The organism is Pseudomonas sp. PHC1, from assembly GCF_046487845.1.
Taxonomy (GTDB): Bacteria; Pseudomonadota; Gammaproteobacteria; order Pseudomonadales; family Pseudomonadaceae; genus Aquipseudomonas; species Aquipseudomonas sputi.
Window position 1 is genome coordinate 177,206 of sequence record NZ_JBJXHJ010000003.1, and the last position, 24,050, is coordinate 201,255.

Consider the following 24,050-nt stretch of genomic DNA (forward strand, 5'->3'; position numbering starts at 1 on the left):
CGGTTAATCACCAGGCAAAATGTGCGGATAGTGTCCTGTGGGTTACAGAGAGAGCGGGCCACGCGGGTAGCGCTTGAGCGCCTGGATCAGCTCGCCGCCCGGAATCGGCCGGTCGAACAGGTAGCCCTGGCCGACGTCGCAGCGGTGCCGACGCAGGAACGCCAGCTGCTCGGCGGTCTCGATGCCTTCGGCCACGACCTTGAGTTTCAGGTTGTGGGCCATGGCGATCACGGCGGAAGTGATTTCCATGTCGTCCTGGTTGTCCGGAATTTCATGGATGAAGCTGCGATCGATCTTGATGATGTCGATCGGGAATTTCTTCAGGTAGCTGAGCGACGAGTAACCGGTGCCGAAGTCGTCCATGGCCAGGGTCAGGCCCAGGCGCTTGAGCTGGTCGAGCTGCAAGTGGGTGTCTTCGGTGGCTTCCAGCAGCAGGCCCTCGGTCAGCTCCAGCTCCAGCAGATTGGCCGGCAGTGCTTCTTCCTTGAGGATGTTGGCGATGGAGGCCACCAGATCCGGGTCGGAGAACTGCTTGGGCGACAGGTTGATCGCCACTTGCAGATTGCCCATGCCAGCGGCGGTCAGCGCCTTGCTCATGCGGCAGGCCTGGCGGGCGATCCACTTGCCGATCGGTATGATCAGTCCGGTTTCCTCGGCGACGCTGATGAACTGGTCCGGGCGGATCATGCCGCGCTCCGGGTGGTTCCAGCGCAGCAGCGCTTCCATGCCCAGCAACCGACCGCTGCGCAGGCACAGCTTCGGCTGGTAGAACACGTCCAGCTCGTTCTGGGTCAGGGCCCGGCGCAGGTTGTTCTCGACGAACAGTTTGTAGCTGGCTTCGGCGTTCAGCGCTTCGGTGAACACCTGCACCTGATGTTTGCCGTTGGCCTTGGCCTTGTGCAGGGCCAGACCGGCGTTGCGCATCAAGGTCTGCGGGTCGCGACCGTGCAGCGGTGCGCAGGCCAGGCCCACGGAGCCGGTGACGCTGATCAGCTGGTTGTCGACGAACATCGGTTTATCCAGCGTCGCCAGCAATTGGTTGGCGATCTGCTGCCCGGTGGCAAGGTCAGTGTCGTCGAGCAACACGGCGAATTCGTTACTGGCGAACCGTGCCAGGCTGCCGCTCGGGCTCAGGCTGTTGCGCAGGCGCCGGGCCAGGCTGATCAACAGTTTGTCGCCGGTCTGGTGGCCGAGACTGTCGTTGATTCGCTTGAAGTTGTCGATGTCCACCAGCAGCAGGCTGATCGGGGTATCGCTATCCCGGGCGAAGCGTTCATCCAGATTGCGGATAAATGCAGGCCGGTTACCGAGGTTGGTCAGGTTGTCGGTGTAGGCCAGGCGCTCGATGCGCTGCTGCGCCAGTTTGGTCTGGGTGATGTCTTCGTAGATGCCGATGTAGTGCGTCAGCTCACGGTTGTCACCGTAGACCTTGGAGATCGACAGCTGGCCCCAGTAGGGTTCGAGGTTCTTGCGGCGGCTCTTGAACTCGCCCTGCCAGCTGTTGCTCTTGGCCAGCGCCGAGGGTGCGTCGAACAGCAGCTCGCTTAAGTTTTCCAGGGCTGGCAGCTCCGACAGGCGCTGGCCGTGGACTTCCTCGGTGGTGTACTGGGTGATCGCCGTGAAGCTCGGATTGACGTATTCGACCACGCCGTCGCAATTGACCAGCAAAAAGGCGTTGGCACTTTGCTCGACCGCGCGCTGGAACAGGTGCAGCGCGCTGGTGGCGGTGCGGCGGTTGTGATTGTTGATGACCTGGGCGAACTGGTCGGCGAGTTCACCGGCAAAGGCGATTTCGTCGGACTGCCAGGCGCGGGTGACGCCGGTCTGCTCCAGGCACAACACGCCCACCACCTGGCCGTCGACGCGGATGCTGGCGTCGAGCATGGCATTGACGTCGCGCGGGCGCAGGGCTTCGGCCATTTCCCGGGTGCGCGGGTCGCGCATTGCGTTGTGCGCGTCGATGGCGCGACTGCCGTGCAGGGCGTCCATGTAATCGGGGAAGCCGCTGACGTCGATCACCTCCGGCAGGATGTATTCCTGGGTGGCGCGGTGGTAGGCCGAGATCGGTATCAGCTTCTGGCCTTCGAGGTTCCACAGGCTGGCGCAGTCGATTTCATAGATATCGCAGGCGCAGCGGGTAATCAGCTCGGCAGCTTCCTGCAGGGAGTTCTGGCTGCTGTAGCGCTGGCGGGCCAGCAACAGGATCAGATCCTGCTGGGCGCGCACCCGCTCCAGATGTTGCAGCTGTTCCTGCTGGGCACGCTGATTGAGCTCAAGGGCAATTTGCAGGCGCGAATTCTGGGTTTCCAGGTCGACGGACGGCAGCGGTTGTGCTTCCTCGAATACATTGTCGACCACCATCAGGTAACCGCGCAGCAAGTGGCGGTTGTGCTGTTTGTAGGCTTCACCGAGTTCAAGAATGCTCAGCGCGCCAGCGGTGGTATGCAGGGTGTAGCGCACCAGATAATGCGGGCTTTCGCCAAGTTGCTGCTGGATCGCGTCATGCAACTGATAGCGTGCTTCGGGCTCCATCAGGCTGGCATAGGGTGAACCGACCAGGGCGCAGAGTTCGACGGCAGGCTGGCCGAACTGGCGTTCGCAGTTGGGGTCGAGAAACAGCATCGCCCAGCTGGCTTCATTCAAGCGCTCGAAACGCAGCATGCCGAGCCGCGAGGGCACAGGCAACTGCGTCACTACCTCGGCCACCATACGGCTGGCGGCATCGGGTTGGCTCTTCATGAAGGGAACTCGCTTGGAAATTTGCTGAACGCGCCGGGCTCTCGCCCTCTTTACTGTTGCCTGCGGCAAGGTTGCATCATTGCGGCACCGACTGACAAGAGACATGAAGGCCAAGTGCTATAAGAATATGTCGGCTGCAATGAACATTTCTCCAGCGGTTGCCGGAAAGTAATGCCGTTCAGTGCGCAGAGTGCCGTTCCAGAGCCCTCCGGCATCCGGAACGGTCGTGCCGCTGGATTCATCGCAACGCAATGTCGATGGATTGCAGGTGCCTGCCATCCCGATCGTGATAGTTGACCCGGATCCGCCCGGTCTCGACCACCATGTGCGCGAAGTTGTCCTGGCTGACGACCTGGCTGGTCAGTTCGTGCCGGTATTCGCCTGCCGCGGTCTGCGCCAGTGGCTGATCGAGCGTGAAGGTCGAGAGGGTGGCATAGGGCAACAGTTTGCTGTTGCTCAGTGGCGAGGACACGACGGTGTGCACCTCGAAGTCCGGGTCTTCGCTGTGGGTCAGGCGACTGGTCAGTGAGCCATGCACATCGCCGGAAATGAACACGACATTCCTGAGTCGATGCTGGCGGATGGTTTCCAGCAGGCGCAGGCGCTGTTCGGGGAAGCCCGCCCACGCATCATCGCCGTTCATTTTGCGGTCGGGATAGAACATGACGCTGGTGACCACAAACTTGACCCGCGCCGGGCTATTGACCAGCCACTTGCACAGAGCCTGTTCCTGTTCTTCATCGAGGATGCGGCGGTTCTCGGTCGACAAGTTGCGGCGAGTTCGACTGTCCGTCACAAACCATTCGATATCGCCGTCGCTGAATGGATACCAATAGTGCTTGAGCGAAGTGCGGTCGATTGTGCCGTTAGTTGTTGTCGAGCAGATTGGGCTGTGACTCGCTTGATAAACATCGTAAGCCGCCATTGCATTGCGATAGAGGGGTTTATCGTGCTCGTTGGCGTTTGCTGGCCAGTTGTCTTGTATTTCGTGATCGTCCAGGATCATGTAGGTCGAAGTGCCGGACATCAACCGTCGGATATTAGGCAGGGAAAACGCCGCACGATACTTCGCAATGAACTCGTCATAGTCACGATCCGGGGCGAACAGGTTCAAGTCGTCGGCGTAGATCTGATCGCCACACATCATGATCGCGCTGATTGCCGGTTGTGCGCCCTCGATCAGTTGGCTGATGGAGGCGAAGATCCGGTCGCCCGGATGAGGGAGCACCGGGATGCCGGCGGTCATGCGCAGGTAACGGCATGAGCCGAGGATGTAGGCGCGCGGCTGCAAGGGCTGGTGGCTGAAAGTGCGCAGGCGATAGGTTTCCCGTGGCCATTGCAGCGGCAACTCCGCCACGCTGTGGATGGTGTGGACGGGACTCATCGGGCTGAACCAGCCGGTCTGGTATTCGTATTCGGTGTCAGCCTCCAGATGATCGAGTACGAGCACTTCCGTCATGTCGCGGGTTGAATCAAGTTTGACAAACTGACCGGGTTGCCATTGTTTCGAATCCAGTGACCGATAACGAATACCGGCAAATACGGCCGCGTTATGTTGCAGTTCACCACGAATAAAAATCCGCGCCTGATTAGTTGTTGTGTGGCCGATGATCGGGCCGACAGTAGGTTTGTGCATGTTCGAATCCATTCGAATAAGTATTGGTTATGAACTAAGTTGCTCGGGTTTATTGGTGCAACTTTTATTCGCCAAGGTTAGTTGCCTGCTGCTGAAAAATATCGATAGGAAATGGACTAAGTTCGTGGCTTATATCAGCACCCTTTGTGGGAAAAGTTCAGGCGGCCGTTATTTCAGGCAAAAAAAAGCCCCGCCAAACTGACGGGGTTGAGGTACGAGCGTGTGGCGCTCGAAAACGTGGAACACGTTCGGCCCTCCGTTGCCGGAGGGCCGAACGCTTTACAGCAGGATGGTGCGGATGTCCGCCAGCAGGTCGCTCAGACGCTTGGTGAAGCGTGCAGCAGCGGCGCCGTTGATCACACGGTGATCGTAGGACAGCGACAGTGGCAGCATCAGTTTCGGCTGGAAGGCTTTGCCGTCCCAGACTGGCTGGATGGTTGCCTTGGAAACACCGAGGATCGCCACTTCCGGCGCGTTGACGATCGGCGTGAAGCCGGTGCCGCCAATGTGGCCGAGGCTGGAAATGGTGAAGCAGGCGCCTTGCATCTCGTCCGACGAGAGCTTCTTGGTCCGGGCTTTTTCAGCCAGGGAAGCGGCCTCGGCGGCCAGTTGCAGCAGGCTCTTCTGGTCGACGTTCTTGATGACCGGTACCAGCAGGCCATCCGGGGTGTCGACGGCGAAGCCGATGTTCACGTATTTCTTGCGGATGATCGCCTTGCCGCTTGGTGCCAGCGAGCTGTTGAAGTCCGGCAGTTCCTTGAGCAGGTGGGCGCAGGACTTGAGCAGCAGCGGCAGAACGGTCAGCTTGACGCCGGCCTTCTCTGCAACGGCTTTCTGGGCGGTGCGGAACGCTTCCAACTCGGTGATATCCGCCGAGTCGAATTGCGTGACGTGCGGCACGTTCAGCCAGCTGCGGTGCAGGTTGGCGGCGCCGACCTGCATCAGGCGGGTCATCGGCACTTCTTCGATTTCGCCGAAACGGCTGAAATCGACGACCGGAATCGGCGGGATGCCCGCGCCACCGGTTGCGCCAGCCGCAGCGGCCGGTGCTTCCTTGGCCTTCTGCATCATGGCTTTGACGTACACCTGCACGTCTTCTTTCAGGATGCGACCGTGCGGACCGCTGGCGCCAACGGCACTCAGCTCGACGCCGAATTCGCGAGCCAGCTGACGCACGGCAGGGCCGGCGTGAACCTTGGCGCCCGGCTTGGCAGGAGCGGCAACCGGAGCGGCAGCAGCAGGTGCAGCGGCGGCCGGAGCAGCAGCGGCTGGTGCTGGAGCGCTCGGTGCAGCAGCGGCAGCTGGAGCCGGGGCAGCAGCCGGAGCGGCGCCTTTGACTTTCAGCTTGAGGATCAGGTCGCCAGTACCGACTTCGTCGTCCAGCTTGATGGAAACGCTTTCCACCACGCCGGCGGCAGGCGACGGGATTTCCATGCTCGCCTTGTCGGATTCCAGGGTGATCAGCGACTGGTCGGCTTCAACGTTGTCGCCAGCCTTGACCAGCACTTCGATGATCTTGGCCTTGCCGGCCGAGCCGATGTCCGGAACGTGGATGTCCTGAACACTGTCGGCAACCGGTGCGGCTGGAGCAGCGGCAGGCGCCGGCGCAGCGGCAGCGGCTGGAGCGGCAGCCTGGGCCGGAGCGGCCGCAGCAGGGGTTGCAGCACCCGCCACTTCCAGATCCAGGATCAGGTCGCCAGTGCCGACTTCGTCGTTCAGCTTGACGCTGATGGCCTTGACCACGCCAGCGGCAGGCGACGGGATTTCCATGCTCGCCTTGTCGGATTCCAGGGTGATCAGCGACTGATCAGCCTCGACGGTGTCACCGACCTTGACCTGGATCTCGATGATCTGGGCCTTGCCCGACGAACCGATGTCCGGCACGTGCACTTGCTGAACCGAAGCGGCAGCAGGGGCTGCGGCAGGCGCAGCCGGTGCAGGCGCGGCGGCCGGTGCAGCTTCGGCCTTGGCGGCAGGAGCGGCAGCCGGAGCAGGGGCCGCTTGCGCGGCGCCCTCGACTTCCAGTTCCAGCAGTTCGTCGCCTTCTTTCAGGCGATCGCCCAGCTTCACTTTCAGGCTCTTGATGACGCCGGCCTTCGGGGCCGGCACTTCCATGCTGGCCTTGTCCGATTCCAGGGTCAGGATGCTCTGGTCGGCTTCGATACGGTCGCCGACCTTCACAAACAGTTCGATTACTTCACCTTCACCGCTGCCGATGTCAGGTACGCGAATGAGTTCGCTCACAGAGTTTCTCCTCAGCAGTCCAGTGGGTTGCGTTTTTCCGGGTCGATGCCGAACTTGGTGATGGCCTCGGCCACGACTTTAGGTTCGATATCACCACGGTCAGCCAGTGCTTCCAGGGCTGCCAACACCACGAAATGACGGTCGACTTCGAAGAAATGACGCAGTTTCTTGCGGCTGTCGCTGCGGCCGAAACCGTCGGTGCCCAGGACTTTGAATTCCTTGGACGGTACCCACTGACGGATCTGCTCGGCGAACAGCTTCATGTAGTCGGTCGATGCGATGACCGGACCCTTACGGCCGCTCAGGCATTCTTCGACGTAGCTTTGTTTAGGCTTCTGGCCAGGTTTCAGACGGTTGCTGCGCTCTACGGCCAGGCCGTCGCGACGCAGTTCGTTGAAGCTGGTGACGCTCCATACGTCGGCGCCGATGTTGAACTCTTCACGCAGGATCTTCGCCGCTTCACGCACTTCACGCAGGATGGTGCCGGAGCCCATCAGCTGTACGTGGTGCGCCGCGTCGCGAGTGTCTTCTTCGAGCAGGTACATGCCTTTCTTGATGCCTTCTTCGGCACCGGCCGGCATGGCTGGCTGCTGGTAGGACTCGTTCATCACGGTGATGTAATAGAAGATGTCCTGTTGCTCTTCGGTCATCTTCTTCATGCCGTCCTGAATGATCACCGCCAGCTCGTAGCCGTAGGTCGGATCGTAGGTGCGGCAGTTCGGGATGGTGGCAGCCAGCAGGTGGCTGTGACCGTCTTCGTGCTGCAGGCCTTCACCGTTCAGGGTGGTACGGCCGGCGGTGCCGCCGATCAGGAAGCCACGGGTACGGCTGTCGCCGGCAGCCCAGGCCAGGTCGCCGATGCGCTGGAAGCCGAACATCGAGTAGAAGATGTAGAACGGCAGCATTGGCTGGTTGTGGCTGGAGTACGAAGTACCGGCGGCGATGAAGGAACTCATGGCGCCCGCTTCGTTGATGCCTTCTTCAAGGATCTGACCTTTCTGGTCTTCCTTGTAGAACATCACCTGGTCTTTATCGACTGGCTCGTAGAGCTGGCCGACGGACGAGTAGATGCCCAGCTGACGGAACATGCCTTCCATACCGAAGGTACGGGCTTCGTCCGGGATGATCGGCACGATGCGCGGGCCGATTTCCTTGTCCTTGACCAGTTGCGCGAGGATCCGCACGAAGGCCATGGTGGTGGAAATTTCACGGTCGCCGGAACCGTCGAGGATCGCCTTGAGGGTGTCCAGGTCCGGAGTCGGCACGCTGAAGCTCTGGGCGCGACGCTGAGGCACGAAACCGCCCAGTGCGGCACGGCGCTCGGCCAGGTAACGGGCTTCGGCGCTGTTTGGCTCCGGCTTGAAGAACGGCAGGTTTTCCAGCTCTTCGTCTTTTACCGGGATGTCGAAGCGGTCGCGGAACAGCTTCAGGCTGTCGACGTCGACTTTCTTGGTGTTGTGCGCGGTGTTCTTCGCTTCGCCCGCACCGGTACCGTAACCCTTGATGGTCTTGGCCAGGATGACGGTCGGTTGTTCCTTGTGGTTGACTGCTTCGTGGTACGCCGCGTAGACCTTGTACGGGTCGTGGCCGCCACGGTTGAGTTTCCAGATCTCGTCGTCGGACAGATCGGCAACCATCGCCTTGAGCTCAGGCGTGTTGAAGAAGTGCTCGCGAACGAACGCGCCGTCTTTGGCTTTGTAGTTCTGGTACTCGCCGTCGATGACTTCGTCCATGCGACGTTGCAGGATGCCGTCGACGTCCTTGGCCAGCAACGGGTCCCAGAAACGGCCCCAGATGACTTTGGTCACGTTCCACTGAGCACCGCGGAACACGCCTTCGAGTTCCTGGATGATCTTGCCGTTGCCGCGAACCGGGCCGTCGAGGCGCTGCAGGTTGCAGTTGATGACGAAGATCAGGTTGTCCAGCTTCTCGCGGCCGGCCAGGGAGATCGCGCCCAGGGATTCCGGCTCGTCGCACTCGCCGTCGCCCAGGAAGCACCAGACTTTCTGTTTGCCCGGCTGGATGAAACCGCGGTGTTCCAGGTACTTCATGAAGCGTGCCTGGTAGATCGCCTGGATCGGCCCCAGACCCATCGATACGGTCGGGAACTGCCAGAAGTCAGGCATCAGCCAAGGGTGCGGGTAGGACGACAGGCCCTGACCGTCGACTTCCTGGCGGAAGTTGTTCATCTGGTCTTCGGTGATGCGGCCTTCCATGAAGGCACGGGCGTAAACGCCTGGCGAGGTGTGGCCCTGGAAGTAGATGAGGTCGCCGCCGTGTTCGTCGGTCGGGGCCTGGAAGAAGTAGTTGAAGCCGATGTCGTACAGGGTCGCACTGGAAGCGAAGCTGGAGATGTGACCACCCAGGTCAGAATCTTTCAGGTTCGTACGCATTACCATGGCCATCGCGTTCCAGCGTACCAGCGAGCGAATGCGGCGTTCCATGAACAGGTCGCCAGGCATGCGTGCTTCGTGGGTAACGGGGATCGTGTTGCGGTAAGGCGTGGTGATCGCGTAAGGGAGCTGCGAACCGCTGCGGGTCGCCAGTTCACCCATACGGGTCATCAGATAGTGAGCACGGTCTTCGCCTTCTTTGTCGAGAACCGATTCCAGGGCGTCCAGCCATTCCTGGGTTTCGACGGGATCGAGGTCTTGCATGGCTTGCTCCAGGGCGGAAAGGCTTCCAGAATCGGTTGCCTGAGTTTGCGACTGGCCTTGTGGGCAGACGATTTAAAATTCTTGGATTGCCGACAGGTTGTTCCGGCGGCGTGTAGTTTTACTACAAATCATCCGGCATTTCAGCCTTTCGAATGTATAGACGAGTAGTAAAACTACAGATGAAAGGCTTGTGGCCTCCAACTGCGTTGTGAGAATAATCGTTAAGGTTAGTCTTTAGCTATCCGAAAAAGGTGAAAGTTTGATGCTGACTGCCAAAGAAAAAGAAATTTCAGCTATTTCTCACTTTTGTTCGACAGTCCTTCGCGTAGCGGTTTTTCATTCATCACTACAAGCGGCCATTTACACGCCGATCAAGGATAGACCATGACCCTGCCCGCGCTTGCCGAACTGCCCGCCATTCTCCTGCCGTTGGTCAGCCGATCGGAGCAGTCGTTCCGTACGGCCGTCGCGCAACTGGAAGACGATCACGGCTTCTCGTCCTGGACGCCGGAACGCTGGGCGCAGTTCGCCCGCGTCAGTGCCGCCAGCGATTTCGTCATTGAACAGAGCGTTCGTGACCCTTTGATGTTGTTGTCGCTGGTGCAGTCCGGCGAACTTGACCGGCCATTCGCCCCCGGCGAATTGTGTGGGCAGATCGCACAGGCGGTCAGCACCGCGCAGACCGAAGATGAACTGGGCCGCGTCCTGCGCCGTCAGCGCGCCCGGCATCAGGTGCGGATCATCTGGCGCGACCTCAACCGTCAGGCCGATCTGGTGCAGACCTGCCGCGATCTCTCGGACATGGCCGATGCCAGCATCGACCAGGCCTATCAATGGTTGTACCGCCGCCATTGCGACCAGTTCGGCACGCCGACCGGCCGGCGCAGCGGCGAACCACAGCAAATGGTGATCCTCGGCATGGGCAAGCTCGGCGCGGTCGAGCTGAACCTGTCCTCGGACATCGACCTGATCTTCGCCTACCCCGAGGGCGGCGAAACCGTCGGCGTGAAGCGCCCGCTGGACAACCAGGAATTCTTCATCCGCCTCGGCCAGCGCCTGATCAAGGCGCTCGATCCGATCACTGTCGACGGTTTCGTGTTCCGCGTCGACATGCGCCTGCGCCCGTATGGATCGTCCGGCGCGCTGGTGCTGAGTTTCAATGCGCTGGAGCAGTATTACCAGGATCAGGGCCGCGACTGGGAACGCTACGCGATGATCAAGTCGCGGGTGGTGGCCGGCGATCAGGTGGCGGGCGAGCAATTGCAGGAAATGCTGCGGCCGTTCGTGTACCGGCGCTATCTGGACTTCTCGGCGATCGAAGCGCTGCGCACCATGAAGCAGCTGATCCAGCAGGAAGTGCGGCGCAAGGGCATGGCCGACAACATCAAGCTTGGCTCCGGCGGTATCCGTGAAGTCGAGTTCATCGCCCAGGCCTTTCAACTGATTCACGGCGGTCGCGACCTGAGTCTGCAACAGCGGCCTCTATTAAAGGTGTTGAGCACGCTCGAAGGGCAGGGCTATCTGCCGCCGGCGGTGATCGGCGAGCTGCGCGAAGGTTACGAATTCCTGCGTTACACCGAACACGCGATCCAGGCGATTGCCGACCGCCAGACCCAGATGCTGCCGGACAGCGCTCAGGATCAGGCGCGTATCGCGTTCATGCTCGGTTTCGCCGACTGGGAGGCGTTCCACGAGAAGCTGATGTTCTGGCGCGGTCGCGTGGCCTGGCACTTCGCGCAAGTGATCGCCGATCCCGACGAGGACGCGGGCGTCGAGAGTGAAGTGGTGGTTGGCGGCGAATGGCTGCCGCTGTGGGAAGAGGCCCAGGACGAAGAGGCGGCCTGTCGCCAACTGGAGGAGGGCGGTTTCGCCGACGCAACCAAGGCCCTGAGGGCGCTGGCGAGCCTGCGTACCAGCCCGCAACTGCGGGCGATGCAGCGTCTGGGGCGCGAACGTCTCGATGCCTTTATTCCGCGCCTGCTCGCTCAGGCGGTGGAGCATGAAAATCCCGATCTGGTGCTGGAGCGGGTGCTGCCGCTGGTCGAAGCGGTGGCCCGGCGTTCGGCTTATCTGGTGCTATTGACAGAAAACCCCGGCGCGCTGCGCCGCTTGTTGACGTTGTGCGCCGCCAGTCCGTGGATCGCCGAACAGATCACCCGTTTCCCGCTGCTGCTCGATGAATTGCTCAACGAAGGTCGTCTGTTCAAGCCGCCGCTGGCGCCGGAACTGGCCGCCGAGTTGCGCGAGCGCCTGACACGAATCCCGGAAGACGACCTTGAACAACAGATGGAGGCCCTGCGCCATTTCAAACTGGCGCACCGCTTGCGCGTCGCCGCCTCGGAAATCGCCGGCAGCCTGCCGTTGATGAAAGTCAGCGATTACCTGACCTGGCTGGCGGAGGCGATTCTGGAACAAGTGCTGGCCCTGGCCTGGCGCCAGACCGTGGCCAAGTACGGCACGCCGCTGCGCACCGATGGCACGCTGTGCGATCCCGGCTTCATCATTGTCGGTTATGGGAAAGTCGGCGGGATCGAGTTGGGGCATGGTTCGGACCTGGATCTGGTGTTCATCCACGATGGCGATCAGCAGGCCGAAACCGATGGCCCGAAACCCATCGATGGCACGCAGTTCTTCACCCGGCTCGGCCAGCGGATCATCCACTTGCTGACGGCGCAGACCAACTCCGGCCAGCTGTACGAAGTGGACATGCGCCTGCGTCCGTCCGGGGCGTCCGGGTTATTGGTCAGTTCGCTCGGCGCATTTGCGCGCTATCAGGAAAACGAAGCCTGGACCTGGGAACATCAGGCCCTGGTGCGAGCCCGGGTGCTGGTGGGCAGCCAGGATGTCGGCCAGGCGTTCGAGAACGTCCGGGCCCAGGTGCTGGGCAAGGCGCGGGATCTGGCGAAACTGCAACAGGAAGTGAGCGAGATGCGCGCCAAGATGCGCGATAACCTCGGCAGCAAGAGCACCGCCGCCGGTACCGGGGCGAATGCCTTCGAGGCCACGGCGCCGTTCGACCTCAAGCAGGACGCCGGAGGTATCGTCGATATTGAATTTATGGTGCAATACGCGGCCCTGGCGTGGTCGCAGGCCCACCCGCCGTTGCTGCGCTGGACGGACAATATCCGCATTCTGGAAGAGCTGGAACACGAAAGGCTGATGCCTGCCGAAGATGCCAGTCTGTTGCGCGAGGCCTACAAGGCCTATCGTTCCGCTGCCCACCGGCAGGCCTTGCAGAAGGACGCCGGGGTGATACCGGGCGATCAGTTCGCGGACGAACGGCGGCAGGTGATGCGGATCTGGCGTGAGCTGGGGCTAAGCTGATTCTCGAGACGGGGAGGCGTAAGGCCTCCCCGGTTCGTTTATGGAAACCACATGAATATTCTGATCGTTGGGCCCAGTTGGGTCGGTGACATGGTGATGGCGCAGACACTGTTTCAGTGTCTCAAGCAGCGCCACCCGCAGTGCGAAATCGACGTGCTGGCCCCCGAGTGGAGTCGGCCGATCCTCGAACGCATGCCCGAAGTGCGCAAGGCCTTGAGCTTCCCGCTCGGCCACGGCGCGCTGGAGCTGGCGACCCGTCGGCGGATCGGCAAATCCCTGGCCGGCCAGTACGACCAGGCGATCCTGCTGCCGAACTCGTTGAAGTCGGCGCTGGTGCCGTTCTTCGCCGGCATCCCGAAGCGCACCGGCTGGCGCGGCGAATTCCGCTATGGCCTGCTCAATGACGTGCGCACGCTGGATAAAGAACGTTATCCGCTGATGATCGAGCGTTTCATGGCGCTGGCTTACGAGCCGAATGCCGAGCTGCCGAAACCCTATCCACGCCCGAGCCTGCAAATCGACCCGGTCACCCGCGAGGCGGCGCTGGCCAGGTTCGGCCTGACCCTCGACCGCCCGGTGCTGGTGTTGTGCCCCGGTGCCGAGTTCGGCGAAGCCAAGCGCTGGCCGTCCGAGCATTACGCCAAGGTCGCCGAGGCGCGGATTCGCGAAGGCTGGCAGGTCTGGCTGTTCGGTTCGAAGAACGATCACGCGGTCGGTGAAGACATCCGCGCGCGGCTGATTCCGGGGCTGCGCGAGGAATCGGTGAACCTCAGCGGCGGCACTTCGCTGGCCGAGGCCATCGACCTGATGTCCTGCGCCGACTCGGTGGTCTCCAACGACTCCGGCCTGATGCACGTGGCTGCTGCGCTGAATCGCCCTTTGGTGGCGGTCTACGGTTCGACCTCGCCGGGTTTTACCCCACCACTGGCCGAGCACGTGGAAATCGTCCGTCTGGGCCTCGATTGCAGCCCTTGCTTCGATCGCACCTGCCGTTTCGGCCATTACAACTGCCTGCGCCAGCTGATGCCGGACGCGGTCAACGATGCCTTGCAGCGTTTGCAGGGCTCTGTGGTCGAGGTTCATTAACTTGCGGGTATTGCTGATCAAGACTTCATCGCTGGGCGACGTGATTCATGCGTTACCGGCGCTGACCGACGCCGCCCGGGCGATTCCCGGGATCAAGTTCGACTGGGTGGTGGAAGAAGGTTTCGCCGAGATTCCGACCTGGCACCCGGCCGTGGGCAAGGTGATTCCGGTGGCGATCCGCCGCTGGCGCAAAAACCTCTGGAAAACCATCACCAGCGGCGAATGGAAGCGTTTCAAGCAATCCGTTCGGGCGAACAAATATGACCTGGTGATCGATGCTCAGGGCCTGCTGAAAAGTGCCTGGCTGACTCGCTACGTCAAAGCTCCGGTGGCCGGTCTCGACAAGGGCTCGGCCCGTGAGCCGATCGCCGCGCGTTTTTATGACCGCAAACTGGCGGTGGCCCGTGGGCAGCACGCCGTCGAGCGCGTGCGCCAGTTGTTCGCGATTGCTTTGGGTTACGACTTGCCCAAGGGGCTGGGCGATTACGGCCTCAACGTTGAGCGCCTGGTCGAATTGCCGCGCAAGAATGCCTACGTGGTGTTCCTCCACGGCACCACCTGGGACACCAAACACTGGCCGGAGGCCTACTGGCGCGAGCTGACCGAGCGAGTCGGCTACCTCGGCGTCGGGATCAGACTGCCGTGGGGCAACCCGCTGGAAAAGGCACGGGCCGAGCGCATCGCCGCCGGTTTCAAACACGCCGAAGTGCTGCCGAAGCTGAACCTGGCCGGGGTCGGCAAGGTGCTGGCCGGCGCCCAGGCCTGCGTCGCGGTGGACACCGGTCTCGGCCATCTGGCCGCAGCGCTGGATGTGCCGACGATTTCCCTGTTCGGCCCGACCAATCCGGGCCTGACCGGCGCCTACGGCGAGCTGCAGATTCACCTCGGCAGCGATTTCCCGTGCGCGCCGTGCCTGCAAAAGAAATGTACGTATCAACCGACCGCGCAGGATGCCCGTCAGTTTGACCTGAAACGCGAGTGGCCCCTGTGCTTCACGCGTCTGAATCCCGAGCGTGTTGCCAGCCGACTGAGCACGTTGTTGATGGCTGAGGAGCTGCGCTGATGCAATTGGCTTTTGTCCTGTACAAATATTTCCCGTTCGGCGGTTTGCAGCGCGATTTCATGCGCATCGCCCTCGAATGCCAGAAGCGCGGCCATCAAATTCGCGTCTACACCCTGATCTGGGAAGGTGACGTGCCGCCCGGTTTCGAAGTGCTGGTGGCGCCGGTCAAGGCGTTCTTCAATCATCGGCGCAACGAAAAACTCAGCGCGTGGATGGAAGCGGACCTGGCCAAACGCCCGGTGGATCGCCTGATCGGCTTCAACAAGATGCCGGGGCTGGACGTCTATTACGCCGCTGACGGGTGCTTCGAAGACAAGGCGCAGAACTTGCGCCATTCGCTGTATCGCCGCTGGGGCCGCTACCGCCACTTCGCCGAATACGAGCGCGCCGTGTTCGCCAAGGATGCGAAAACCGAAGTGCTGATGATTTCCGAAGTCCAGCAGCCGCTGTTCATCAAGCATTACGACACGCCGCTGGAGCGCTTCCACCTGCTGCCGCCGGGTATCGCTCAGGATCGTCGCCGTCCGGCGGATGCCGACCAGATTCGCGCCGGTTTCCGCGCCGAATTCAACCTCAAGGACGACGAACTGCTGCTGGTGCAGATCGGCTCCGGGTTCAAGACCAAGGGCGTCGATCGCAGCCTGAAAGCGCTGGCCGCGCTGCCTGCCGAGCTGAAGACACGCACCCGGCTGTTTGTAATCGGCCAGGATGACCCCAAATTGTTCCAGATGCAGAGTGCAACGCTGGGCCTGGGCGACAACGTGACGTTCCTCAAGGGGCGCAGCGATATCCCGCGTTTCCTGCTCGGCGCCGATCTGTTGATTCACCCGGCGTACAACGAAAACACCGGCACGGTGCTGCTTGAAGCGCTGGTCGCCGGGTTGCCGGTGCTGGTCAGCGCGGTCTGCGGTTATGCCCATTACATTGCCGAGGCCGATGCCGGGCGCGTGCTGGACGAGCCGTTTGATCAGACGCAACTGACGCAATACCTGACTGACATGTTGAACGACGACGCTGCACGGGCGGCCTGGAGCCGCAACGGTCTGGCCTTCGCCGAGACGGCCGACCTCTACAGCATGCCGCAGCACGCGGCCGATGTGATTCTGGCGGAGCACGCTTAAATGAAGTTGATGCTGGCTGAACCGTTCAAGAGCCTGTGGGCCGGGCGCGACCCGTTCGCCGAGGTCGAGGGCTTGCAGGGCGAGGTGTACCGCGAGCTGGAAGCCCGCCGGACGTTGCGCACGGAAGTCGACGGCAATGGCTTTTTCGTCAAGATTCACCGCGGTATCGGCTGGGGCGAGATCTTCAAGAACCTGCTGACCGCCAAGCTGCCGGTACTCGGCGCGGGCCAGGAGTGGAAAGCCATCCAGCGTTTGCAGGAAGTCGGTGTGCCGACCATGACCGCCGTCGCGTACGGCGAGAAGGGCAGCAACCCGGCGGATCAGCATTCGTTCATCGTCACCGAAGAACTGGCGCCGACCATCAGTCTCGAAGACTTCAGCATCGACTGGGTCAAGCAGCCACCGCAGCCGAAACTCAAGCGGGCGCTGATCGCCGAGGTTGCGCGCATGACCGGCATGATGCACCGCGCCGGGGTCAATCACCGCGACTGCTACATCTGCCACTTTCTGCTGCACACCGACAAACCGGTCACCCCGGAAGATTTCAAACTCTCGGTGATCGACCTGCACCGTGCCCAGACCCGTCCGGCGATCACCCAGCGCTGGCGCAACAAGGATCTGGCGGCGCTGTACTTCTCTGCGCTGGACATCGGCCTGACCCGTCGTGACAAATTGCGCTTCCTCAAAGGCTACTTCCAGCAACCGCTGCGCCAGATCCTGGCTGAAGAAGCGCCGTTGCTGAGCTGGCTCGAAGGCAAGGCCAACAAGCTCTACGCGCGCAAGCAACGCTACGGGGATGCGCTCTGATGGCGGGTTGGAATCTGGAGCCTGAGTACCGTGAACTTGCGCAGTATTTCGGTAGCCTCGAAGCGGTATTCGCCCTTCAGGGCGAGCGCCTGACCCGCGATCCCTTGTCCGAAGTCATTCGCGTGCAGCTCAACGGCGTCAACTATTACGTCAAGCGCTACAGCGGTGCCGGCAAGGGCCTGCGGCGTTATCTGGGCAAGCCCCGGGTGAAGATGGAGTGGCAAAACCTCAAGCGCTTCGCCAAGTGGGGCATTCCCACGGCTGAAGTCGTGGCGTGGGGGCTGGAACGCAAAGGCATGGCTTACGATCGCGGGGCGATGATCACCCGTGAACTGCCGCGCACCGAAGACCTGTCGGCACTGGCCGAGCGCAACGATCCCAAGCTCAAGGATCGCGCCTGGGTCGACGGCGTCAGCCGGCAACTGGCCGGTTATACCCGCGTCATGCACGACCACCGCTTCACCCATAACGATCTGAAGTGGCGCAACCTGCTGATCGACGATCAGGCGCAGCTGTTTTTAATCGACTGCCCGAACGGCGATTTCTGGCGCGGTTTCTGGCTCAAGTACCGGATCACCAAGGATCTGGCCTGCCTCGACAAGGTCGCCAAGTATCACCTGTCGAACACCCAGCGCCTGCGCTTCTACCTGCAATACCGTGGATGTGATCGGCTGAATGCCGCCGACAAGCAACGGATTCGCCACGTGGTGAGATTTTTCGAGGGACGCGAATGACTGATTTTCTGGCTGCTGAAGACCGTGCGCTCCTGGAGCGCAATGGTCTCGGCACGTTCGATGCGCTGTGGTCCAAGCAGCTCGACGCCGTGGATGAGCCCAACACCGATGGCGGCGGCTGGAGCAGCGTGTTTCGTCTGGAGCTGGAAGGGCATGGCTATTACCTCAAGCGCCAGTGCAATTACCTGACCCGCACCTTGCACGCGCCATTCGGCGAGCCGACGTTCGCCCGGGAGTTTCGCAACATCAGTCGTTACAACAAGCTTGGCATTCCGGCGTTGCAGGCGGCGTTCTTCGGTGAGCGCAAGGTCAACGGCGAAGTCCGAGCGATCCTGCTGACCCGCGCGCTGGACGGCTGGGACGATCTCGATTCGCTGTTGCAGCGCTGGTCGGACCTGGAGGTTGCGCAGCAATCGGCAATTCTCAAGTCTTGCGGACTGTTGGCGCGCCACCTCCACGGCATGCGTCAGGTACACGGCTGCTTCTATCCCAAGCACATTTTTCTGCGCGCCGAGGGCGATGGCTATCTGGCGCAGTTGATTGACCTGGAAAAGACCCGCCCGTTGCTGTTCGGCCTGCGTGACCGGGTCAAGGACCTGGAGCCACTGCTGCGCCGTGCGCCGGAGTGGAGCGAAGCGCAATTGCGTGAGCTGCTGGCGGCGTATCTCGATCAGGCGACGGACAGTTCGCTGGTGGATGCCTGGGTCACGCGGCTGACTGCGCGGCGCAGTCGCAAGGAGACCCGCTGATGCAGCTGTCCGACCTGAAAAATGCCGGGCGCACGCCGAGTCTGCCGCTGACGGTTTCGCTGGCCGATGCGGCGGGCGCTGCCGATTTGCAATTGCTCAGTCTGTTGCGGGTGTTGCCGGGGCAGCGTTACGTCGGTGCCGGTGTGTGGCGCGGACGTCCGGTGCTGGCCAAATTGCTGGTCGGCAACAAGGCCGCGCGGCACTTTCAGCGTGAACTGGAAGGCGTGAAGTTGCTCGCCGCTCAGGGCATGACCACGCCGTTGTTGCTGGCCGATGGCCTGAAGGATGGCGAAGGCGGCTGGTTGCTGTTCGAGTTCCTTGAAGGCGCCGAAAGCCTGGGTGATGCCTGGAGCAAGGTCGAATCCCTGCCGGTTTTGGCGGATGAACAATCGGCGGTGCTGGCCGAAGCGCTCGGCGCGATCGGTCAGTTGCACGGCAAGGGCCTGTGGCAGGAAGACCTGCACCTGGACAACCTGCTGCGCCACGGCGGTCATCTGTATTTGATTGATGGCGCGGGTATCCGTGCGGAGACTGTTGGCCAGCCGTTGTCCCGGCAGAAAGTGCTGGAAAATCTCGGGGTGTTCTTTGCCCAGTTGCCCAAGTCGCTCGAGCCGTTCACCGAAGAATTGCTGGTGTATTACCTGCTGAGCAACAGCGAACACGCGCTGCCACTGGAAGCCTTGCAAAAGCAGATCGACAAGGTGCGCGCCTGGCGCTTGAAGGATTACCTGATCAAGGTCGGTCGTGAATGCACGCTGTTCAGCGTCAAGCGCGGTGCTTTTGGTTTGCGGGCAATTCGCCGCGAGGAAGAGTCCGCGATGCAGCCGGTGCTGGAGCAGGCCGATGCCTTGCTCGATCAGGGCCACCTGTACAAAACCGGCGGCGCGGCCAGTGTCGGCAAGGTCGAGGTTGCCGGGCGTGCGCTGGTGATCAAGCGTTACAACATCAAGAATTTTGCCCATTGGCTCAAGCGTTTCTGGCGTCCGAGCCGCGCCTGGCACTCCTGGCGCGAAGGCAATCGTCTGATGTTCCTCGGCATCGCCACGCCAAAACCGCTGGCGGTGCTGGAAACACGGTTTTTCTGGCTGCGCAGCAAGGCCTATCTGATCACCGAGTACCTGGCCGGGCCGGACATCATCGAGCGTTTTGCGCCTTACGTCGAAAGCGGCGCGGCGCCGGAAGCCGAATTGCAGGCCCTGGACCAACTGTTTGCCCGGCTGATCGCCGAACGTATCAGCCACGGCGACTTCAAGGGGCACAACCTGTTCTGGCAGGAAGACCGCTGGGCGCTGATCGATCTGGATTCGATGTGCCAGCACGGCTCGCTGGGCAGTTTCGCCCCGGCCTATGCCCGGGATCGCGCGCGGTTCATGCGCAACTGGCCTGAGAACAGTGCGCTGTATCAGGTGATTGATCAGCGTTTGCCCAGGGATGTGTCGGGCGCTGCATGATTACTTTCGCCAGCGTGTAGGGCATTTCTGCAGTTGAATCCGGGTGAGGGTTGTAGCGACAAATCCTTGTGACTTGTCCTACGGCCTTTCCGGAACCCATGAACTGCCCTTTGCAAAACCCCGATGCTAGTTTGCCCCGACGATCCCGGAGGGCAAATCTTGACCATCAAAAACGCTATTACCCTTGGCGCATGTTTCCTGGCGTTGTCCGGCTGCGGCACCGCTGTCACGGTGTTGCAGGACGACGCGGCTGCCACGCGTGGCCTGCGCAAACAGAAAACCTACTGTCAGTCGATTCCGCGCCTCTACAGCGGGCTTGCCCATGATTTCTGCCTGCTGCACGCGCCGCCCGACCCTACCGGCATTCTGGTGCCGGTCGTCCTGCTCGACCTGACCCTGTCCGGCGTCTTCGACACGGCGTTTTTGCCGTATACGATCTATCGCCAGGCGGTGGACGGGAATATCAGTATTTATTGGCGGCCAGGCCGTGGATAGGCCCATGGACAAGGGTTCTGTGGGTTGAACGACATGGGGCAATTCGCACAGGGTCATTCCCGCCACGTTTACGCTATAATCCCGCCCTTTAGCTGTCTCTCGCCCGGTGCGAGGGCACATCATTTTTCAAGGCGCATCGCGCCTGAATGCAGACTAAAGAGGCTAGACCCCTGTGGCATTGACGATTCTTGGCCTGTCCGGCGCCCTTAGCCATGATCCTTCAGCAGCCTTGTACATCGACGGCAAGCTGGTCGCGGCGGCTGAGGAAGAGCGCTTCGTACGCGATAAACATGCAAAGAACCGCATGCCCTACGAATCGGCGAAGTTCTGTCTGGAGCAGGCCGGCATCAAGCCGTCCGACGTTGACGTGGTGGCGATTCCGTTCGCTCCGATCAGCATTTTCGGCAAGGCTCGCTGGCAGTACGCCAAGCGTTACTGGTACGCCCCGGACCGTGCACTCGACGCCATCCTGATGGGCAACCGTCGCTACAAGCGCTATCGCAACAAAATCGTCTGGTGCCTGGAGCAACTGGGCTTCGATCCGAAGAAAATCAAGATCGAGCCGGTTGAACACCACCTGGCCCACGCTTCCAGCGCCTACCACTGCTCGGGTTTCAAAGAGAAAACCGCGATCCTCGGCATCGACGGCAAGGGCGAGTACGCCACGACCTTCTTCGGTTATGGCGAGAACGGCAAGATCCACAAGATCAAGGAATTCTTCGATCCGGACTCCCTCGGCGGCCTGTATGGCGCGATCACCGAGTTCCTCGGTTTCGACATGCTCGATGGCGAGTTCAAGGTCATGGGCATGGCGCCGTACGGCGACGCCAGCAAATACGATTTCTCGCGCCTGGCCTCGTTCGAGAACGGCGAGCTGGTGATCAATACCGATTACGCCAACGTGATCGGCCTGCGTCGTTATAAAGAGAAGGGCAAGGGTTACTACTTCTCGCCGAAGCTGATCGAGTGGTTGGGTCCGAAGCGCGAAGGCGACATCGCCGACGAGCCGTACATCCACTACGCCGCCAGCATTCAGGCGCTGTTCGAAAAAATCGCGCTGCAGATGATCGACTACTACCTGGGCGACGTGCTCAAGGAAACCGGCAAGCTGGCCTACGCCGGTGGCTGTGCGCTGAACGTCAAGCTCAACCAGAAAATCATCGCCCGTGACGACGTCAAGGAACTGTTCGTACAGCCTGCCTCCGGCGATGCCGGCACCGCAGTCGGCGCAGCTGCCTATGTGTCGAACGCCCGTGGCGTGCCGGTCGAGAAGATGGAACACGTCTACCTCGGCCCGTCGTACAGCAACGAAGACGTGATCGCCGCGTGCGCCCGTCACGAGAACAAGCCAACCTGGCGCAAGCTCGACAACATGCCGGAGCAGATCGCCAAAATCATGGTCGATGGCAATCCGGTGGCCTGGTTCCAGGGCCGCATGGAGTTCGGTCCGCGTGCACTGGGCGGTCGTTCGATCATCGGTTGCCCGAGCGTGGCTGGCGTGGCTGACCGCATCAATCACCAGATCAAGTTCCGCGAGCGCTGGAGGCCTTTCTGCCCGTCGATGCTCGACACCGTGGCACCACAGATGATCAAGATCGATCACCCGGCGCCGTTCATGACCTTCACCTTCGAAGTGGCTGAAGAGTGGAAGACCCGCGTACCGGAAGTCGTCCACGAAGACGGCACGTCCCGGGCCCAGGTGCTCAAGCGTGAGTACAATCCGCGCTACTACGACATGATGAAGGCTCTGGAAGTGCTGACCGGTAACGGCGTATCCCTGAACACCTCGCTCAACCGTCGTGGTGAACCGATGATCTGCTCGCCGACCGACGCCCTGAACATGTTCTTCGGCTCGGATCTGCAGTACCTGATCATGGAAGACATCCTGGTGGTCAAAGAAGGCGCTAACGCTTATGACACGCTCGGCTGAACGCCATGTGCTGCAGTTCTGTCACGGCTATGACGGGCCGTTCCTGGACTGCGCGCGGCAGTACGCCAGCCTGTTCGCGGGCACCGGTTATCGGGTCACCACGGTCTTTCTGACCGGGCCGGCCGATAGCGAGGTGGCCGCGGCCTGCGCCTCCGATGAAGTGTTGTTCATGGAATACAGCTCCAAGGCCATTCGTGGCCTGAAGCTGGGCGCCATCGGCGATCTGCGCAAGATCGCCGCTTCCCGCAATTTCAGTTTCTGCATCGCCCATCGCTTCAAGCCGATCTATATCGCCTTGCTCGGCACTTCGCTGCCGGTGATTGGCGTGCATCACGCGTTTGGCGATTACCAGCGCGGTTCGCGCAAACTGTTTGCGCACATTTTCCGCAAGCGTCTGAGCCTGCTCGGCGTGTCCGATGCCGTACGCGACGACATGCGCCGCTGCCTGCCGAAATGGCCGGTGGCGCGCATCCAGACCCTCTACAACCGCATCGATGTCCCGACGTTGCAGATGAGTCAGGTGTCCGCCCGTGAAGCCCGCGAGACCCTCGGTCTGTCGGCGGATGCATTCATTGTCGGCAACGTCGGACGTCTGCACCCGGACAAGGATCAGGCCACGCTGCTGCACGGTTTTGCTGCGGCGTTGCCCGGTCTGCCGGCCAACAGCCAGTTGGTGATTCTCGGCAAGGGCCGTCTCGAGGATGAACTCAAGGCGTTGGCCCGTGAACTGGGCGTCGGTGATCGTGTGCTGTTCCTCGGTCAGGTACCGGACGCGCGCAATTACTTCCGGGCGTTCGATGTGTTTGCCCTGAGCTCCGACCACGAACCGTTCGGCATGGTGCTGCTGGAGGCCATGGCCGCCGGCGTGCCGTTGCTGGCCACGGCGTGCGGCGGGGCGAAGGAAGTGGTCGAAGGCGTCGGGATTCTGTTTCCGCTGGGCGATGCCGAACATCTGGCCCAGGGGCTGAAACATCTGGCCGGCATGGACGAGCAGCAGCGTCGTCAATGCGCCGAGATGATGTTCGACCGCCTGCGCGAGCGCTTTTCCGACCGCGCCGTACGCGACACCTTCTGGCATTTGCCGCAAGTTACCGATCTGGCACCGAGGGGCTGATGCTCAACCGATTTCAGGGCTGGCGCGAACGTGGCTGGTCGCCCGTTGACGCCTCAACTTATGCACAGGCCTGGCAGCGTTTTGGCGGCAGCGTCGCGACTCATCCCATGGTGGTCGAGCGTCTGGCGGGTCTGGCCGGCATTCCGGTGCGCTATCTGGCCTGGGAGCAGCAGGGCGAAGTCAAAGCCGCGATCCCGACCTGGGGCCGCGACCTGGCCTTGTCCAAGGACGTGCTCAAGCGCAACGGCAAGAAAGGCCTGTTCGACCTCGGCAACGCCGAACTGATCCTGCCGGCCGCCGCCGATGCCCAGGCGCCGCTGCGCCATCGTGGTCGCTACCTGTCGGCACTCAACGAAAACCGTTTCAGCGGCCTCAAGTTGCAGACCGAGCAACTGGCCATGGCCCGTACGCCCGAAGAACTGTCGAAGAAGTTTCGCTACAACCAGCGTCGTGAACTGCGCCTGCTGGAAGAGGCGGGCGGCGTGGTGCGGCCGGTCAGTGAGTTCTCGAGTGCTGAACTGGCAGCCATTTATTGCGACCTGTTCCAGCGCCGCTGGGGTTTCCCGGCCACTGGCGCGGCGCGGATGGCGGAAGTCATCGAGCTGCTGCGCGAGCTGTTGATCGGTTCGGTGATCTTCCTCAACGACGCGCCGATCGCCATTCAACTGGTCTACCGCGTCGAAGCACCGGAGTGGATCAGCGTCGAGTACATCAACGGCGGTGTCGATCCTGAAACCCGTGAGTTCAGCCCCGGCAGCGTCCTGAGTTTCCTCAACACGCAAAGTGCCTGGGAACAGGCGCGAGCGCTGAACAAGCCGCTGCGCTTTTCCTTCGGTCGCGCCGACCGTGAATACAAGGATCGCTGGTGCAATCCTGTGCCGGTCTTCACCGTATGAGTCA

General features: G+C 61.6%; 16 protein-coding genes. 12 read left to right on the forward strand and 4 right to left on the reverse strand.

The features are described from left to right. Positions 1–42: 42 nt before the first annotated feature. The 4 genes from ACKJSM_RS05860 to aceE form a co-directional block, all read right to left on the reverse strand. Positions 43–2,739: a putative bifunctional diguanylate cyclase/phosphodiesterase gene (locus ACKJSM_RS05860; protein WP_236181153.1), complete on the reverse strand. Its 2,697-nt coding sequence runs from the start codon at positions 2,737–2,739 to the stop codon at positions 43–45. A 238-nt stretch (positions 2,740–2,977) separates the two neighbouring features. Then, on the reverse strand, positions 2,978–4,375 hold the full coding sequence (locus tag ACKJSM_RS05865) for an alkaline phosphatase D family protein (protein ID WP_410236903.1): 1,398 nt from the start codon (positions 4,373–4,375) through the stop codon (positions 2,978–2,980). Positions 4,376–4,654: 279 nt separating this feature from the next. Then, entirely contained in the window at positions 4,655–6,619 is a 1,965-nt protein-coding gene (gene aceF, locus ACKJSM_RS05870) for a dihydrolipoyllysine-residue acetyltransferase (protein WP_410236904.1), read from the reverse strand. Between the two features lie 11 nt (positions 6,620–6,630). Continuing rightward, positions 6,631–9,276: a pyruvate dehydrogenase (acetyl-transferring), homodimeric type gene (gene aceE, locus ACKJSM_RS05875; RefSeq protein WP_064592997.1), complete on the reverse strand. Its 2,646-nt coding sequence runs from the start codon at positions 9,274–9,276 to the stop codon at positions 6,631–6,633. A gap of 384 nt (positions 9,277–9,660) precedes the next feature. Here aceE and glnE point away from each other — a divergent pair, with 384 nt between their 5' ends. The 12 genes from glnE to ACKJSM_RS05935 all read left to right on the forward strand — a co-directional run bounded on the left by glnE (position 9,661) and on the right by ACKJSM_RS05935 (position 24,046). Continuing rightward, the gene (glnE, locus tag ACKJSM_RS05880) at positions 9,661–12,600 is read left to right on the forward strand and encodes a bifunctional [glutamate--ammonia ligase]-adenylyl-L-tyrosine phosphorylase/[glutamate--ammonia-ligase] adenylyltransferase (protein WP_410236905.1); all 2,940 of its coding nucleotides are present in this window, start codon (positions 9,661–9,663) and stop codon (positions 12,598–12,600) included. A gap of 51 nt (positions 12,601–12,651) precedes the next feature. After that, positions 12,652–13,686, forward strand: a complete 1,035-nt coding sequence (waaF, locus tag ACKJSM_RS05885; RefSeq protein WP_197869262.1) for a lipopolysaccharide heptosyltransferase II — start codon at positions 12,652–12,654, stop codon at positions 13,684–13,686. 1 nt (position 13,687) lies between these two features. Then, positions 13,688–14,749, forward strand: coding sequence for a lipopolysaccharide heptosyltransferase I (gene waaC, locus ACKJSM_RS05890; protein ID WP_410236906.1), 1,062 nt, complete (start codon positions 13,688–13,690; stop codon positions 14,747–14,749). Then, positions 14,749–15,870, forward strand: a complete 1,122-nt coding sequence (locus ACKJSM_RS05895; protein WP_410236908.1) for a glycosyltransferase family 4 protein — start codon at positions 14,749–14,751, stop codon at positions 15,868–15,870. Before waaC ends, ACKJSM_RS05895 begins: the two co-directional genes overlap by 1 nt. Beyond that, positions 15,871–16,677, forward strand: coding sequence for a lipopolysaccharide core heptose(I) kinase RfaP (gene rfaP / locus ACKJSM_RS05900; protein WP_108559264.1), 807 nt, complete (start codon positions 15,871–15,873; stop codon positions 16,675–16,677). After that, a complete protein-coding gene (locus tag ACKJSM_RS05905; RefSeq protein WP_236181160.1) occupies positions 16,677–17,411 on the forward strand; it encodes a lipopolysaccharide kinase InaA family protein in 735 nt (244 codons plus the stop codon). Before rfaP ends, ACKJSM_RS05905 begins: the two co-directional genes overlap by 1 nt. Continuing rightward, positions 17,408–18,160, forward strand: coding sequence for a lipopolysaccharide kinase InaA family protein (locus ACKJSM_RS05910; protein WP_236181161.1), 753 nt, complete (start codon positions 17,408–17,410; stop codon positions 18,158–18,160). The genes ACKJSM_RS05905 and ACKJSM_RS05910 overlap by 4 nt, the downstream gene beginning before the upstream one ends. After that, positions 18,160–19,611, forward strand: coding sequence for a lipopolysaccharide kinase InaA family protein (locus ACKJSM_RS05915; RefSeq protein ID WP_410236909.1), 1,452 nt, complete (start codon positions 18,160–18,162; stop codon positions 19,609–19,611). Before ACKJSM_RS05910 ends, ACKJSM_RS05915 begins: the two co-directional genes overlap by 1 nt. Positions 19,612–19,770: 159 nt before the next feature. Next, entirely contained in the window at positions 19,771–20,106 is a 336-nt protein-coding gene (locus ACKJSM_RS05920; RefSeq protein WP_236181163.1) for a YceK/YidQ family lipoprotein, read from the forward strand. A 172-nt stretch (positions 20,107–20,278) separates the two neighbouring features. Next, complete coding sequence (locus tag ACKJSM_RS05925; RefSeq protein WP_007952261.1) at positions 20,279–22,036, forward strand: carbamoyltransferase; 1,758 nt, start codon at positions 20,279–20,281, stop codon at positions 22,034–22,036. Further along, on the forward strand, positions 22,020–23,150 hold the full coding sequence (locus ACKJSM_RS05930; RefSeq protein WP_410236911.1) for a glycosyltransferase: 1,131 nt from the start codon (positions 22,020–22,022) through the stop codon (positions 23,148–23,150). The genes ACKJSM_RS05925 and ACKJSM_RS05930 overlap by 17 nt, the downstream gene beginning before the upstream one ends. Then, a complete protein-coding gene (locus tag ACKJSM_RS05935; protein ID WP_236181165.1) occupies positions 23,150–24,046 on the forward strand; it encodes an antimicrobial resistance protein Mig-14 in 897 nt (298 codons plus the stop codon). The genes ACKJSM_RS05930 and ACKJSM_RS05935 overlap by 1 nt, the downstream gene beginning before the upstream one ends. The last annotated feature ends 4 nt before the right edge of the window (positions 24,047–24,050 follow it).